Source organism: Gracilibacillus saliphilus (genome assembly GCF_010994085.1).
Lineage (GTDB): Bacteria > Bacillota > Bacilli > Bacillales > Amphibacillaceae > Gracilibacillus > Gracilibacillus lacisalsi.
Genome location: NZ_WJEB01000006.1, coordinates 23,949 through 39,980, shown reverse-complemented (window position 1 = coordinate 39,980; position 16,032 = coordinate 23,949). Strand labels below are relative to the sequence as shown.

Annotated in this window: 17 protein-coding genes and 1 tRNA gene; 13 read left to right on the top strand and 5 right to left on the bottom strand. The window is 36.5% G+C overall.

Features of this window, described 5'->3' with window-relative positions; genetic code table 11:
• The first annotated feature begins 404 nt into the window (after nucleotides 1–404).
• From GHT08_RS08290 to ald, 12 genes are all read left to right on the top strand, one after another.
• Nucleotides 405–2,531 (top strand): ATP-dependent Clp protease ATP-binding subunit, encoded by a 2,127-nt coding sequence (locus GHT08_RS08290; protein WP_163580964.1) that lies wholly within the window; start codon nucleotides 405–407, stop codon nucleotides 2,529–2,531.
• Nucleotides 2,532–3,114: 583 nt separating this feature from the next.
• Nucleotides 3,115–3,615 carry a hypothetical protein gene (locus GHT08_RS08285; RefSeq protein ID WP_163580963.1) on the top strand — a complete coding sequence of 167 codons (501 nt, stop codon included), beginning with the start codon at nucleotides 3,115–3,117 and terminating at the stop codon, nucleotides 3,613–3,615.
• 143 nt (nucleotides 3,616–3,758) lie between these two features.
• Entirely contained in the window at nucleotides 3,759–4,265 is a 507-nt protein-coding gene (locus GHT08_RS08280; protein WP_163580962.1) for an RNA polymerase sigma factor, read from the top strand.
• Complete coding sequence (locus GHT08_RS08275) at nucleotides 4,265–5,560, top strand: DUF4179 domain-containing protein (protein WP_163580961.1); 1,296 nt, start codon at nucleotides 4,265–4,267, stop codon at nucleotides 5,558–5,560. Before GHT08_RS08280 ends, GHT08_RS08275 begins: the two co-directional genes overlap by 1 nt.
• A 431-nt stretch (nucleotides 5,561–5,991) precedes the next feature.
• A complete protein-coding gene (locus tag GHT08_RS08270) occupies nucleotides 5,992–6,822 on the top strand; it encodes a dimethylarginine dimethylaminohydrolase family protein (RefSeq protein WP_163580960.1) in 831 nt (276 codons plus the stop codon).
• Between the two features lie 215 nt (nucleotides 6,823–7,037).
• A complete protein-coding gene (locus GHT08_RS08265; protein ID WP_163580959.1) occupies nucleotides 7,038–8,045 on the top strand; it encodes a DUF3231 family protein in 1,008 nt (335 codons plus the stop codon).
• A gap of 10 nt (nucleotides 8,046–8,055) precedes the next feature.
• Entirely contained in the window at nucleotides 8,056–8,535 is a 480-nt protein-coding gene (locus tag GHT08_RS08260) for a hypothetical protein (RefSeq protein ID WP_163578747.1), read from the top strand.
• A 423-nt stretch (nucleotides 8,536–8,958) separates the two neighbouring features.
• The gene (locus GHT08_RS08255; protein ID WP_018932566.1) at nucleotides 8,959–9,144 is read left to right on the top strand and encodes a PLDc N-terminal domain-containing protein; all 186 of its coding nucleotides are present in this window, start codon (nucleotides 8,959–8,961) and stop codon (nucleotides 9,142–9,144) included.
• Nucleotides 9,145–10,053 carry an ABC transporter ATP-binding protein gene (locus GHT08_RS08250; RefSeq protein WP_163580958.1) on the top strand — a complete coding sequence of 303 codons (909 nt, stop codon included), beginning with the start codon at nucleotides 9,145–9,147 and terminating at the stop codon, nucleotides 10,051–10,053.
• Nucleotides 10,053–10,829, top strand: coding sequence for an ABC transporter permease (locus tag GHT08_RS08245; protein WP_163580957.1), 777 nt, complete (start codon nucleotides 10,053–10,055; stop codon nucleotides 10,827–10,829). The genes GHT08_RS08250 and GHT08_RS08245 overlap by 1 nt, the downstream gene beginning before the upstream one ends.
• Nucleotides 10,830–10,878: 49 nt before the next feature.
• A tRNA-Ala gene (locus tag GHT08_RS08240) sits at nucleotides 10,879–10,951 on the top strand.
• A gap of 739 nt (nucleotides 10,952–11,690) precedes the next feature.
• Nucleotides 11,691–12,806, top strand: a complete 1,116-nt coding sequence (gene ald, locus GHT08_RS08235; RefSeq protein ID WP_163581048.1) for an alanine dehydrogenase — start codon at nucleotides 11,691–11,693, stop codon at nucleotides 12,804–12,806.
• A gap of 36 nt (nucleotides 12,807–12,842) precedes the next feature.
• Here the strand turns inward: ald and GHT08_RS08230 are convergent, their stop codons facing one another.
• The gene (locus GHT08_RS08230; protein ID WP_163580956.1) at nucleotides 12,843–13,088 is read right to left on the bottom strand and encodes a YuzB family protein; all 246 of its coding nucleotides are present in this window, start codon (nucleotides 13,086–13,088) and stop codon (nucleotides 12,843–12,845) included.
• 123 nt (nucleotides 13,089–13,211) lie between these two features.
• Between GHT08_RS08230 and GHT08_RS08225 the strand changes: the two genes are divergently transcribed.
• Complete coding sequence (locus GHT08_RS08225; protein ID WP_163580955.1) at nucleotides 13,212–13,838, top strand: helix-turn-helix transcriptional regulator; 627 nt, start codon at nucleotides 13,212–13,214, stop codon at nucleotides 13,836–13,838.
• Between the two features lie 20 nt (nucleotides 13,839–13,858).
• Here GHT08_RS08225 and GHT08_RS08220 read toward each other — a convergent pair whose 3' ends face one another.
• The 4 genes from GHT08_RS08220 to GHT08_RS08205 all read right to left on the bottom strand — a co-directional run bounded on the left by GHT08_RS08220 (nucleotide 13,859) and on the right by GHT08_RS08205 (nucleotide 15,995).
• Nucleotides 13,859–14,545, bottom strand: coding sequence for an LrgB family protein (locus tag GHT08_RS08220; protein WP_163580954.1), 687 nt, complete (start codon nucleotides 14,543–14,545; stop codon nucleotides 13,859–13,861).
• Nucleotides 14,538–14,906 carry a CidA/LrgA family protein gene (locus tag GHT08_RS08215; protein ID WP_163580953.1) on the bottom strand — a complete coding sequence of 123 codons (369 nt, stop codon included), beginning with the start codon at nucleotides 14,904–14,906 and terminating at the stop codon, nucleotides 14,538–14,540. Before GHT08_RS08215 ends, GHT08_RS08220 begins: the two co-directional genes overlap by 8 nt.
• Before the next feature lie 164 nt (nucleotides 14,907–15,070).
• The gene (locus GHT08_RS08210; RefSeq protein ID WP_238343530.1) at nucleotides 15,071–15,247 is read right to left on the bottom strand and encodes a hypothetical protein; all 177 of its coding nucleotides are present in this window, start codon (nucleotides 15,245–15,247) and stop codon (nucleotides 15,071–15,073) included.
• 202 nt (nucleotides 15,248–15,449) lie between these two features.
• Nucleotides 15,450–15,995 carry a GNAT family N-acetyltransferase gene (locus GHT08_RS08205; protein WP_163580951.1) on the bottom strand — a complete coding sequence of 182 codons (546 nt, stop codon included), beginning with the start codon at nucleotides 15,993–15,995 and terminating at the stop codon, nucleotides 15,450–15,452.
• Nucleotides 15,996–16,032 lie beyond the last annotated feature (37 nt).

Here is a 16,032-nt window from a genome sequence, read left to right as displayed (position 1 = left end):
TTTATTACGGATTAATTCTAGTGTAGCATAAATCATCTGATGGCAAAAGAATGTTGTGAATGTAAATTCTTTGTAATGATTTCTTGCAAAGTATAAGCAGTTGTCTCGTAGTATGATATGATGAACGAAAAGCTCACTAGGAGGATCTCTGTGATAAAAGAAATTTTATGGTCGATACTCTTAGCCATATTGCTTGTGTTTATTCCTTTCGGTACTGTGATATAAAAAAATATAGAAGAAGCGTACAATCTACTTTTGTGGGTTGTTTTTTTATTTGTTAACAATTTTTTTGAGCAAAGATCTTGAAAGTCAAAAAAGGTCAGATTATAATAATAGACAAGTAAAGGTCAAATATAGTCAAAGTCAAAATTGACCTTAATAAAAAATTGAAGGAGGAATAACAAATGAAATGCCAACAATGTGGTATTCATCAAGCAACGATAAATGTAAACCTTCGATTTAATGATCAAACCGAATCTTTACATGTTTGTGAATCATGCTTTCAAGATATAAAAAATCAAATGAAAAATCCATCTGGTATGTTTGGGGGACAAGACTTTGAAAACTTCTTTGCCGGAGGAGCAAATGGCTCCAACCAAGCACAAGCCAAAACACATACAAGACAAGGCAGAAAAGGTAATGGTCTTTTAGATCAATTAGGTAAAAACCTGACAGATGCAGCAAGAGCAGGACTAATTGACCCAGTCATTGGACGTGACCAAGAAGTTAAACGTGTGATTGAAACGTTAAACCGTCGTAACAAAAACAACCCGGTCTTAATCGGGGAACCTGGTGTTGGTAAAACGGCAATCGCAGAAGGATTAGCCCTAAAAGTAACAGAAGGAAACGTGCCAACAAAACTATTGGACAAAGAAATTTATATTCTGGATGTGGCGTCATTAGTCGCGAATACCGGAATTCGTGGCCAATTCGAAGAGCGTATGAAACAATTAGTATCCGAACTTCAAGAACGTCAAAACGTCATTCTTTTTGTTGATGAAATTCACTTGCTTGTAGGTGCTGGAACGACAGAAGGTTCTCAAATGGATGCCGGAAACATCTTAAAACCAGCATTGGCACGAGGCGAATTACAATTAATCGGTGCAACGACATTAAAAGAGTACCGTCAAATTGAAAAAGATGCAGCATTAGAGCGTCGTTTCCAGCCTATTATGGTAAAAGAGCCATCATTAGATGAAGCAGAGCAAATTTTGCAAGGCTTGAAAGAACGCTATGAAAAATATCATCAAGTAAGTTATTCTGATGAAGTATTACATGCTGCCGTTACGTTGTCTAAACGTTATATCCAAGACCGCTTCTTACCAGATAAAGCTATTGATTTAATTGATGAAGCAGGTGCACGTCTCAACCTTGATGTAAGTGAGTCAGATCACGAAGCATTGCAGAAACGTCTTGACGAAATCGGCCAAGAAAAAATGGAAGCAGCTGAAAAAGAAGACTATGAACGTGCAGCTAACTTAAGACATCAAGAAATCAAACTAGAGAAAAAATTAGCAGAAACAAAAGAAGCACCAAAGGCAGAAGTAACAGTCGAAGATATTCAATTAATCATTGAAGAGAAAACCGGAATCCCAGTTCGCAAAATCCAGGCAGACGAACAATCTAAAATGAAAAACTTAGCGGGCAACTTAAGCCAGAAAGTAATTGGCCAACAAGTTGCAGTTGATAAAGTAGCCAAAGCAGTTCGCCGCAGTCGTGCTGGTTTGAAATCTAAACATCGTCCAATTGGTTCCTTCCTATTTGTTGGACCAACTGGTGTAGGTAAAACAGAATTAACAAAAGCATTAGCTGAGGAACTGTTTGGTACAAAAGATGCGATGATTCGCCTTGATATGAGTGAATATATGGAAAAACATACCGTATCAAAAATTATCGGTTCACCACCAGGCTATGTAGGACATGAAGAAGCAGGACAATTAACAGAAAAAGTTCGTCACAATCCGTACAGCTTGATTCTGTTAGATGAAATCGAAAAAGCACACCCAGATGTACAGAACATGTTCCTGCAAATCATGGAAGATGGTCAGCTAACTGATAGTCATGGCAGAACGGTAAGTTTTAAAGATACCGTAATTATTATGACAAGTAATGCCGGTACCGGGGTGAAGAAAATTACGGTTGGCTTCAACAGTGACAACAATGAAGCTGTTTCAACACTAGAAAACTTAAGCAGCTATTTCAAGCCAGAATTCTTGAACCGTTTTGATGCGATTATTCCATTCAATGAATTAGAACAAGAAGATCTACTGGAAATTGTAGACCTTATGATCGCAGAATTAAGCGAGCAATTAGAAGAAGCTGATCTTACCATTACCGTAAGTGATGAGGCGAAGAAATTCCTAGCTGATAAAGGCTATGACCCTCGCTTTGGTGCACGTCCACTACGTCGTGTCATCCAAGATAAAGTAGAAGACGGCATCACAGATCTTGTCTTGGAAGAAGAGGAAGTAAAACAAATAGAGATCGTGTTTGAAAACGAAGATATCGTTGTGAAGAAAAGCGCTAGCTAGTATTTAGCTAGTGCTTTTTCTTTAAAATAAGAAAGTATATAATCAGCTCAATGACCGTGTTTAACGAAGTAGTTATTTTGACATATTTTATTTGTGGTTGACAACGCTCCGACTAATTACTTCGCTTTCCGCGGGCACGGCCTCAACTAACTTTGCAAAGAAAAACACTTTGCAAAGTGGATTTTCGGCTCGCGCTATTCCCGCAGGAGTCTACGTAATTAGTCTCCGCTATAAGAGATGCAACAACTATTGTGATAAGTAATAGGTTGCTTTTTTTACAATGGACCGGCGGGGGTTCCCGTTTTTCTTACTAGGAAAGAAAGTATAAAATTGGTTGCCTGTCTAGCTCCGAGCGCCCAGAAACTAGGCGACTTCACGAATCGCCCTACGATAAGTCATCATCGGTTCGTAAACTCACCGTGATTCCTTTATCTCAGTTGATTCGTTCCAGCCGCTACGTTTCTAGACGGGCGCTCTGCGCTTTTCTTACGTAAAGTTTTGATGAAATTATTTAAAAATGTATTGCTTCTCTTTTACAAAAGATTCATACTAGGCCTAAAGTTACACGTGTGGGGGGAAAGAGTTGAATAGAGAGATTCGAACTGCAGAAAAGTTGCTAGTCTTAGGCTTGAGTTTAATTCTTATTTTTATGATTGTTCAGGATTTAGTTCCGCTTGGTCCACTTAATGATGTTGATGCTATTTCGGCGGATCGTAGTTTCAATGAAATATTGACTGTTACTTTAATAGGTGCTGTCCAAATTTTAATCTTACTAAGTATTGTACTAATATTTATCGGCAAGAGGTACCCGATTTGGATTAGGCTCTGGTTAATTATTCATCAATCTTTTATTTTTGTCGGAGCACTATTGGATTGGTGGATTCCATATTTTTTTGGTTATGGAGCAGAGGAGAGAGTAGATAGGTACCAGCAAATGTTAGGAGATACACACTCATTTTTGCCGGAAATCAATGGAATTGTTCCGAATACACTTCATGTTATCTTTCATTCGCTTTTATTGCTTTGTATTATCATAACAATCTATATTAGCTTCACAACTAAGAAAAAAAATCATCTCGCATAAATGTGGGGTGATTTTTTTGTTTACATAATTGGAAAGTGGCCATAAAACCATGAAAAAGTGGCCATAAAAATCTAATCCATCCAAACTTTTTGTACTTCTCTGCGTCTAATAGATAAGATAGAGAAAGAAAAGGGGGCAGTGTAATGACTGATGTCACCAAAAAGGATTTTCGCAAAAACAATGATGCGTTCGTGTACATCATCACTATATACCGTGCAGATTTGTTTCGCACTGCGATGGCCTTTTTGAAAAATAAAGAAGAAGCATTAGAAGCGATACAGGAAGTAACTTTCCGTGCTTATAAGAAACGTAAGCAGCTAAGAGACATTCGTTATGTCAAAACATGGTTGATTCGGATCATGATTAATTACTGTAATGATGTCTTGAAAAAATCCAAGCGACTAACAGATGACCGCATGCTTGAACACAAAGCCTCCGTAGACAATTCTAAGAGTATTTGGCTAGAAGATGCGATTCATCATTTGAAAAAGGCAGATCAAGAACTGATTTATTTAAAGTATTTCCATGGTATGACATTTCCAGAATTGGCTGAGCAATTAAAGATACCAGAAAGTACTGTAAAAACTAGAATTTACAGTGCATTAGAAAAGTTAAAACGTCAATTGGCAGACGAAGGAGGGGAGCTATGATGAAAAAGAAACTGGACGAGTGGAAAAAGCAATATGATGTTTTAGAAGTAAGAGATCATGAGTTGGATCAAGCAATTGAGGCAGGTATGCAAAAAGCAGTAAAGCAACAATTTTGGAAAAGGTGGGGGATTACTCCAGTTGTAACAGTAGCGATTATCTTACTATCATTTATAACGATCATTAATGCATCTCCTACGTTTGCCGCACAAGTAGCGAAATACCCCGGAATGGATAAATTGATCGAGCTCGTTCAATTTGATAAAGGACAGAAAGCAGCGATCGAGAATGACTATTTTCAAGTGATCGATAAGTCCGTAACTCAAGGTGATCTTACACTAACAGTAGATGGAGTGATTAGAGATGAAAATGGGCTTGTTCTGTTCTATACAGTTTCAAGTGAAAAAGAGCTAGATAGAGTTCGACTCGAAGAAAGTCTGATTACTAATGTTAATGGAAGAGAACTCGCATACCAATCTAAGGGTTACAGTCCTCAAGATGAAAACCGAGGAACTGTGGAATATTATACAGATGAACCTATCCGATCTGATGATTTTACCTTTACAACAGAAGTAGTTGGAGTCGAAACATTAGATAATGGTGTCGGCAATCAATTAAGGGAAACTATTTCGATTGATTTCCATGCGGAAAATACTAAAGAATCGATTCAGTATCAGGTGGACGAAACAGTCAAGATAGAAGGTCAGAAGATCCATATCGATTCTGTAACGATTCAACCACTTCGAACAACGGTTAATCTCTATGCAGATACTGAAAATGATATGCGAATACTTGCCATTGATGATATTGCACTTGTTGATGAAAAAGGAGAAGAATGGACAGGTATCCAAAATGGTATGACAGCAATCGGAACCATCGAGGATGAGAATTATGAAGTCTATTTGCAAAGTAATTATTTTGAACAGCCAGAATCATTATCACTTACTTTTTCTAAACTACAGGCAGTTAATAGAGATGAGGATTATTTTCGCTTTGATTTGGAAAAGGAACAAATTCTTCATGACCCATATGATAAGTTTTATGACCTGACATATGAAAGTGGGTGGCTGTCGATCTCAATGGATAAAATCGAAAACTATTATATGGATCCTTTTGGTGAGATCTTGGACTTGGATGGAAACGTAATGGAGCAAATTAGATCAAGTTCCAGTCATCAATCAAACCAAAAAACAACTATCTTTAAAAAAGCAATCCAAACTGATGAACGAATTATCGATATAAAATTATCTGGCTACCCCAACTGGATAGAGCAGAAAGTGGCAATACCACTCAATTAATCTATAAAGAAAAAGCACGATTGGCAGTCTATTGACGAACCAACCGTGCTTATTATCAGGATATTACTTTATCTGTATGAAAGAACGAATCATTTGATTACTGAAACATTACTTTAAATGTTAAAATGATGCATGTGAACAGGTTCGGATTTTTTCTTTTGGGGCGATTCATGAAAAGATCCTCCTTAATAAGTATTTATTGAAATATAAGCTTAAATGTTAAGATAACACAAGTAAAAATGTTAGGGTTTTGCATTCTTTTACTATTCAATGTAATACCCTCCCGCCTTGTTTTTTAGATTATAGTAAGACTAACACGGTCTTTTTCACTGGAAAACGAACCTGTAAGAACATGTAACAGACTTTTTCTTAAGAATGAATGAATCTAAATTAGGTATAATAATAAATAAAAAAAGGGAGCGCTTTTCTCCATGATTTTTCAGCAAAATGAATATGATCGCTTAAAAAGAGTGATTGTCTGTCCACCTAAATACATGGAAATCAAAAATGTTATCAATGAAACGCAAAAATTTTATGAAGATGAAAATATTGATGTCAAAATCGCAATGGAGCAGCATGAACGTTTTGTTCAAACATTGAAGCAGTTCGATATTGAAGTGATCGAACTAATGACAGATTCTAAGCTGAACGAACAAGTCTTTACGAGAGATATTGGATTTGCGGCGGGGGATACATTATTTACTTGTGAGATGGGGCGTAATATAAGAAAGCCTGAAATAGATGTTTTACAACTATTCCTTGACCATGAGGATTTGCCTTATACTCCATTAACGACACGTTCCATTGAAGGTGGGGATGTGGTTGTTGGCAATGAAAAAGTTTATATAGGGAGAAGCCTTCGCACCACAAAAAAAGCGATTGAAGATTTGCAAAGACAGTTACCAGATAAAGAAGTTGTTGCTGTTGAAATTCGTGAAGATATTTTGCATTTGGATTGTTGCTTTAATTTAGTAAGTGACAAGGTAGGACTTATTTATAATGATGCCTTTAATGAGCAGGAATGTAACATGCTTCACAATGAATATGATTTGATTGAAGTCACCGATGATGAACAGTTTACGCTTGGTACCAATGTTTTTTCTATCGGAGATGGTAAAATCATTTCATTGCCCGAAAATAAACAGGTGAATAAGCAGTTAACGGAAAAAGGGTTTGAAGTAGTAGAAGTACCTTTTTCTGAAATTATTAAATCTGGAGGTTCCTTCCGCTGTTGTACACTGCCAATACAACGACAAAAATAATTAAAAATATGCCGTTGTCGTAACGGATTAGCTATAGGGGAGAAAGCAAAAAGGAGTGCAAATCGATGTTTTTTCGCACTCTTTTTTTTATTGTTTTAACATGATAATTCTAATTTTTATTTTTGGTGGTTTTACAAGTGAAAAGCTAATAACGGATAGTATGAATCTCTATAAATTACACAACCTAAAATTAATTATTTTAGGGAGGTTTAATTATGCCAGAAAAAGCATCAATTACGTCATCAGAATTAGGAACATTATGGCTTACATATCAAGAAAAAACAATGATTTTACGAGTGTTAGAGTATTTTATAGCAAAAGCAGATGATGAAAAAGCTAAGGATATTATGACAAATTTGCATGAAGAACTTGAAATATATGTTGGTAAAATAGTTCAGATATTTGAAGAGGAAGATGCTGTTATACCAGTTGGATATACAGCACAAGATGTAAATAAGGATGTCCCAAAGCTATATGATAATGGGTTTGACATTATGTTTGTCCGCCTTTTAAAAGAGATCAGTATAGGATTACATTCATTAAATATGACAATGACGTTTCGAGAAGATATAAATATGTTTTTTGAAGACCTTACTGCTCTTACCCAAAAGTATTTCAGGATTTGCTCTCAATATTTGCTTGAAAAGGGGTTACTGATTAGAACACCTTACGTTTCAATGCCAAAATCAGTTGAGTTTGTTAAAGATAATAGTTATTTAGGTGGATTAGCTCTCAATCCATTTAGTCAAAAAAGAACATTGAACACGGTAGAAGTTTCTCACATTCATAAAGCTATTGAATCAAATCTTACAGGTTTACAATTGATTTTAGGTTTTGGACAGTGTGCAAATGATGTTGAGGTAAAAAAATACTTTAATGAGGGTGCAGAGCTTGCTAAAGGCATTATAAAAGAATTGAGTGAAGTAATGCTTCAAACAAACCTTCCAATTCCTCAAACTCCAGGAGGGAATCCAACTCGTTCAACGGTAGCACCGTTTTCTGATAAGTTAATGATATATTGTACAAGTCTTTTTTGTAGCTTTTCTATGGGAAGCAATTCACTCGGAACTGCTTTTAGTTTACGAAATGATTTGCCAACAAAAAATACGATTTTCATGAAAGATATTTTTGAATATGCTCATAAGGGTGCGAAAATCATGATTAAAAATGGTTGGATGGAAGAGCCACCTCAAATGGAGGACCGTAAACAAAAGATGAATTGAGTGATATTGGGTGAGCGGTTATAAGAAACCTAAAAAACATGAGGCTTTACTATGGAGCATAGCATTTCCAGGGTTTGGTCAGTTCTTAAATAGAAGGTTAATTAAAGGGAGTATACTAATTCTTTTAGAATTTCTTGTAAATGTACAAAGTAACTTCAACTTAGCAATTTTATATTCATTTACAGGAGAAATACAAAAAGCCATTTATGTTACAAATTTTCAATGGCTTATGTTTTATCCTTGTTTGTATATGTTTTCCATGTGGGATGCATATAGGGATGCAGAAGGAGAAATAAATCCATATTCGTATATCCCCTTTGTATTTGGTGCTTTTTTTATAACAATTGGGTTGATTTTTTCAACAAAACTAAAAATAATGGGTGTCGTATTGGGTCCAGTAATTCTACCTATACTTTCTTTATTACTAGGTCTAACGATAGGATTTATCATTTATCACATTGTTCTAATTATTAATTATAGAAGACACTAACTGAAGAAGGTATGATTTTAAAAGCTTCCTATGTATGATACTGTGTATTAACCAACAATTATTCGTACTAATTTTGTGGAATAATGTACTTAAAGTAAAGGGTAGCTTTAGTTGAACAAGACAATATAAAAAACAAAACGATTGGGTATCATAATATCTAATCGTTTTTGTTTGCTATTTGTACTGTTTATTTATGGTGCTAAACAAACTATCTTTTTGTATGTTAGTTCATCTGTTTTTTGACATCTCCATGGAAACAGAGTTAGTTACCGTTATAGATATGCTTATTTATGGGCTTTTGGGATTATGTTCACAAGATAAGATTAGGTATCTAACCAACAATTTTCCACTTACAATGAATTAATAAAATTATGAAACTCTCTCTATATATAAAACGTATGTATCTTTAAGGAGGTGACCAATATGGACGTCATCATGATGCTTGCTCCGTTAATTATTATTCAATTTTTATTAATGATTGTCGCAATTATAGCCCTCTTAAAAACAGAACAAACAAATGGCCCCAAGCCAATGTGGGCAGCGATTATTATTCTAATTGGTTTTATTGGTCCGATTTTATTCTTTATTGTTGGAAGGAGACAATATTAAATGACAGTAATTGAAGTCGAAAAACTGACAAAGGCGTTTAAAGGCAAACCAATTGTGAAAGGACTTGATTTTCAGTTAGAAAAAGGCAGGTGTGTTGCACTGCTCGGTCCGAACGGTGCGGGTAAAACAACAACATTAAGAATGCTCTCTGGCTTGTTGAAGCCGACTTCAGGAATCATTAACTTTTCTCGGTCACAAAAAGGAGAAGATATTCGAAAATATATCGGCTATCTTCCACAATATCCGGTTTTCCACCCATGGATGACAGGGAAGGAATTTCTCGTTTATGTTGGTCAACTCGCACACTTAACAAAACAAGAAGCAGCAGAAAAAGCAGACCAACTCCTCAAAAAAGTAGCAATCTATGAATCTCGTAATCAACGAATCGGTAAATATTCAGGTGGGATGAAGCAACGTCTAGGGATAGCACAAGCGATGATTCATAGTCCACAACTTCTTATGCTGGATGAGCCAGTTTCCTCACTAGATCCGATTGGACGTCGCGAAGTATTAACATTAATGGAAGAATTAAAAACACAAACAACGGTCCTTTTCTCCACACATATATTAGGAGATGCAGAAGAAATTTGTGATGATTTATTATTGATGCATCAAGGAGAAATACTGGAATCAGGATCGATTGATGCATTACGACAAAGGCATCAATCCGCTAAATTTGAAATCGCATTGCGAGGTGATTCTGCTACATATTTGGAAACGCTCCATGCTCTTTCATCAGTACAAGATGTTTTCCAAGAAAAAGGAGAAGTCCATGTTGTCGTAGAAGATATCGAGTTAGCCAGAAAAGAAATATTAACGAAAGTATTAGAAGAGGACTGGCCGCTTGAGAAGTTAGCGCTAAGTAAGACAACACTGGAAGATTTATTTATGAAAGTGGTGAAAAAATAATGCAATGGATCACAATTTTTAAAAAGGAATTAGTAGAAGACTGGCGCAATTTCAAATGGGTTTGGGTACCACTCGTGTTCATCATCATTTGTATTATGGATCCATTGTCAACTTATTATTTGCCGCAAATATTAGATGCGGTTGGTGGTGTGCCAGAAGGAACCGTGATTGAAGGGCCGGAGTTGGGACCAACAGAGGCGATTATGTTCAGTTTGACAGAAGTTAGTATGCTTGGTGTTCTTGTCATTGTGGCGATCTCAATGGCAGTAATTGCAGGTGAACGAAAAAGTGGTGTAGCAGAATTAGTATTAGTTAAACCAGTAAGTTATTTCACCTATATTTCAGCAAAATGGGCAGCGAAATTACTATTAGTTTTTACAGCTTATTTAATAGGTATGTTAACAAGCTGGTACTATGTGAATCTTTTATTTGGTGATCTAAGTGCGTCACAATTCATAGGGCTGTTTTTGTTTTATTTTATTTGGTTGATTTTTGTAGTAACATTAACTTTTCTTTATAATACGGTAGTTAAAATACCTGGTCTTGTATTAACACTGTCGATTATAACGATTATGGCAATGTCAGCGATTAATCAGATTTTTTCTTTCCGGATGCCATGGTTTCCCAATAGTATTAGTGAGCACATCACTACTATGCTGGCAGAAGGAGCAATCCCGAATGACCTATGGGGAGCGGCTGGCATTACATTAGGGTTGTCGGTCATATTACTTGTCGTTTCTAATTTTATTTTAAAAACGAAAGAAATGGCAGATTAGAGTTCGTGCATTCGGACTCTTTTTTTATTATAATAGAATCATGAAATACGGGGCATTAGCTCAGCTGGGAGAGCATCGTGCTGGCAGCGCGAGGGTCAGCGGTTCGAGCCCGCTATGCTCCATCAATTAATCGGCGGACATTTATTCCGTTATTTCTATAAAAACACCTAGATTTTAAGGTGAAGTGGACATCTGTTCCGCTATTTTGGCAAAAAACGTTAAATAGAAACATAAATATGGTGAATAAAGGAATAGATGTCCGTTATAACCCATATATCCCCTTTTATCTGCTGTATAACGGAATAAATGTCGGCTCGGTAAAGTTGTGTTCATTTCCGTGAACCAATCCGTTGCATCTTGAAGTGTGTCATGTAGAGGTCTAAAAGTGATATCTAGTGCTTAACTTTTCTGAGGAAGCTCTTATTTCCAGCTCTTTGGATAAGTCTTTCAAGTGTACATGGTGTCCTGTAACTAAATAACATTCACTCATACTCACTTTTGTAATAGCCGCAACCAAACCATCGCTTTCGCAACATCCCTAACGTCAACTAATATCAATACTGCCATTAATGTTTCCTGAGAGGCGTTTATGCAAAAAATCCAATATATATTTACTACAGCTTGTAGGCGCTGCATTCATTAATCTTCTAACTCTTGAATATCCTTTTACTAGTATTACTGCTACTTGTGTATGATTAATTTGACACTGTATTCTTTTACTAATTCAAACAATCGAAGCGTATTGGATATCTGAAAAAATAAATGAACTTTTCACGATTAGTATTATTTTTTACTAAAAAAGGGAAAACGAATAATAAGAAGTTTTCATATCATACTAGCAAAGAGAAGGTAGGTGAAATGATGAAAATCGGTGTACCTAAAGAAATTAAAAGCAATGAAAACCGCGTGGCGATCACACCTGCGGGGGTAATGATGCTGACAGAAGCAGGTCATCAAGTGAAAATTGAAAGCGGTGCTGGACTTGGCAGTGGTTTTGATGATCAAGTATACAAAAACGTAGGAGCGGATATTGTATCTTCACCAGACCAAGTTTGGGCGCAAGAATTAGTTGTTAAAGTAAAGGAACCTCAACCATCAGAATTTTCCTTTTTCCGTAAAGATCTACTACTGTTTACTTATCTACACTTAGCTGCTGAAAAAGAAGTAGCAGAAGCTTTATTGGAAAATAAAACGACAAGTATTGCCTATGAAACGATTCAACTAGCAAATGGTGCCTTACCTCTGCTTACACCAATGAGTGAAATCGCTGGACGGATGTCTGTGCAAGCTGGCGTTCGATTTTTAGAAAAAATACATGGCGGAAAAGGTGTTCTTCCTAGTGGTGTACCGGGGGTTTCACCAGCCAATGTTGTCATTATTGGCGGCGGTATAGTAGGTACCAATGCAGCAAAAATGGCGGTTGGATTAGGAGCCAATGTTACGCTATTAGACATCAATATTGACCGTTTACGTCAATTAGAGGACCTATTCCAAGGCAAAATTCGGACCTTAGCATCCAATCCATATAATATTGCTGAACAAGTAGAAAAGGCAGATTTACTAGTAGGTGCCGTTCTGATTCCAGGTGCAAAAGCGCCGAAATTGGTAACAGAGGAAATGGTAAAAACAATGGAGCAAGGATCTGTCATTGTGGACGTAGCCGTCGATCAAGGTGGTTCGATTGAAACGATTGACCGGGTTACAACACATCAGGATCCGGTTTATGTTAAACATGGAGTTAATCATTATGCAGTAGCTAATATTCCTGGTGCGGTGTCAAAAACCGCCACATATGCACTAACAAATGTAACGACACCATATGTTTTAAATCTGGCCAACAAAGGCTTAAAAGATTATGCTCAATCAGATAAAGCCTTTGCAAAAGGTATTAACACGTACCAAGGAAAAGTCGTCCATGAAGCTGTCGCAAAGGCACATGATAAAAGGTATATCGATATCGACTCCATTTTTGAATAGAAACAAAGTGGTCCCATAGTAGTAGGGGCCACTTTTTTAATGGAAAAAAGCCAATTCTTCTTCAATCGCCTTTTTAATTTTCCCCAACGTTTCCTCTGGAGTCTTCCCGTGGATTCGGCGATTATTTACTAACGCGTAGGGCTTGAGTCTGCATAACCCACAGAAATTCAAGCAATCATTAATTAGCACTGCAACCTCTGGATATTCCGTTTCAATGATGTTTTCTATATCAAATGTGTTCATTAAATTACTGTCACATATTTCTACTACGACGATTCCCATCCAATCACCTTCCATCTGCGCCTGTATGATTTTTATCACAGACATTTAGAGAATCATTTTATAAACTAACTCTATCATATCTACTTTGTCAACATATAAGTTTTGAAAGAAGAGGTGAAGCAAATGGTCAAGGAACAATCTACCAGAGCTATGATTCTAGAATTATTAAAAAAGAACCAATCACTGTCTGTCAATGGAATTAGCAACTTCTTAAATATTACCGAAATGGCGATCCGAAAACATCTGATAAAACTAGAAAGTGAAAAATTAATAACCTCCCGTACCGTTCGACAACCGATGGGGCGCCCTGTTATCTATTATTCATTAACGACAGCTGGTGAAAATGTTTTTCCTAAAAGTTATGACCTGCTAACAATGGAGTTTTTGCGGGATATTGAAGACACAATAGGGATGGAAGCAATCGATCAGCTATTTGAAAGAAGGGAAGAGCGTTTACGTCAGAAATATCGCAGACGGATTTTTATCGAAGACCCCATTGCAGAAAGGGTAAAAGCATTAGTGAAGGTACAAAGTGACAATGGCTATATGTCAGAATTCCATGAAGAAGATAATGATAAACTATCCTTTGCTCAATATAATTGTCCGATAGCTGCAATAGCAGACAAATATGATAAACCATGTGACTGTGAATTGAATTTGTTTAAATCGGTACTTGGGACTGAGAAAGTTAAGCGTGTCGAATGCATCGCAAAAGGTGGTACTGCATGTAAATATGTCGTAGTAAAATAAAGCTGTAGAGCACAAGCACTCTACAGCAGAGCTAAAAAGAGCGGCACTAAAAAGGATACTACAACTGCACTAATTGTCATCGACAGTGCACTGACCGCACCATCTAGTTCACCTAATTCTAATGCCTTGGAAGTGCCAATCGCATGTGAAGCCGTTCCAATTCCAAGACCTCTTGCAACAGGATGTTGAATTCGAAGTAATCGGACAATGACTGGCCCGAACATCGCACCACTAATTCCAGCAATCATAACGAAGACAGCAGCAAAGGATAAATTGCCGCCCGCTGTGTCGGTAATACTTAATGCTACAGGTGTAGTAACCGACTTTGCTGCCACAGACTGAATAATCCAATCTTCAAATCTGAGCGTTTTTGCACCGGCAATTCCTGTAACGATACCGATGATAGAACCAGCAAATATGCCAACAAAAATAGTTCGGGTATATTTTTTGATTAAGTCAAGCTGGCGATATAGCGGTAATGCCAAGGCGACCACGATTGGTCCAAGAAACAGATCAATCCAATGTCCACCAAGCATATACGATCGATAGGATAGATCGCTGAATCCTAACAATATGATTAAAAATCCAGAGGTTAAGAAAATCGGCAAGGTAAATGGATTAGGATACTTACGATAGATCCTTTTTGCTACCCTGTAAACAGCTATTGTAATGATTAAAAAGATGATTCCAATCCAGACGTTAATCATGAGTATCTACTTCTTTCTTCAACAACAATGAGGTAATCCAGCCGCTGATACCAATAGTTAAAAAAGTGCTAATTATGACAAGCAGAATCATTAAACTCCCTTTTCCATAAAAGAAGTCTAAATATTGTACAACGCCGACTGTAACGGGAACGAAGAATATCGGCATATCTTTGATCAATAAATCGATTCCGTCAGCAACCCATTCGACACGGATTAGTTTAAAAGTTAACAACGCAAAAAAGAGCAACATGCCAATAATGCTACCCGGTATAAATAAAGAAAAGGCAGATTGAATTGCTTCGCCAATGTAATAAAACAAAAATAGCACACTAATCTGTAAGATGATTTTTAGATATTTCATAATAAGTCCTCCGCTCTTATCACGGTGCTAACCGTCCGTAATCCCCCGTAACACTAGGAAGTATACACCTTGATAAGTTTCGCTAATGATCAGTGCAATAAATCCTTTACTGATCAAAGTCTTACTTTATCATACGTCTTACAGAAACATGTGCGCAAGTTTAATTATTCACCTAGTTCTTTTTGCAAGCATTCCTTACAATAGACAGTGCCATACTCTTGATAATATTTCTTTACATTAGTGATCCCCAGACTATCTTGTAATCTACTATGAAAGAAATATTCTTCATTAAATTGTAATTGTCGTGAGCATTTGTCACATTTTATTTTTGCTGTAAACATTTTCATCACCTGCCAGCTATAGATTAACATATTCACAAGGTTATCAACAGTCAAAAACAACTATGACAGCTGTAAGTCCATTTATCCACGCTATCCCCATTGAAGCAACCTATCTAGGGACTGAATAACTGTCCTTATTAAAACAAGATCCACAAACCTTATGCACATTATGCACAGATTTGTGGATAACTGATGTGGATAGTTACATGGCTTCTTCGCCTTCTGTAACAGTTTCTACATGTGAGAAATAATTTTCTTTCGTAATTACATATAAATCATAAACAGGTTCTTCCTGTGAGTTAATTTTTTCAAAAACTTCAGGATAGCTTTCATTACCATACATGACGAAAGGGATTTTTAAAATGGCTTTTAAAGAGCGTACATTCGTACGTCTGATTTTAATAAAAATTGCGTCGATGTCATGATGATAAAACAGCTCTTCGAAAAAAGCGTCTTTTGCTAATTTATTATAGCCTTTGCCAAAGTATGGCTTACCAATCCATGTCGCCAAAAATCCAGCCTTATTTTCTATATCAAATAAATTGATCGTCCCGATTGGGCTAAAATATTCATCGACAATGGTGCGGGAGATCAATTCACCGTGTTCTTCGGCTTCCATTGTCTGTTTCGTTAAAAAGTAAAATTCGTCACTGGAATAAGCTTTATGTCTTACGTATGGAAATACTTCCGGATCTGACATGAGATCAAATAACACAGGCGCATCCTGGACGTCTCTTTTTTTAAGCATAAAAAATCCCTCCTTAGGCTTTGGAGGGTGAAAAGAA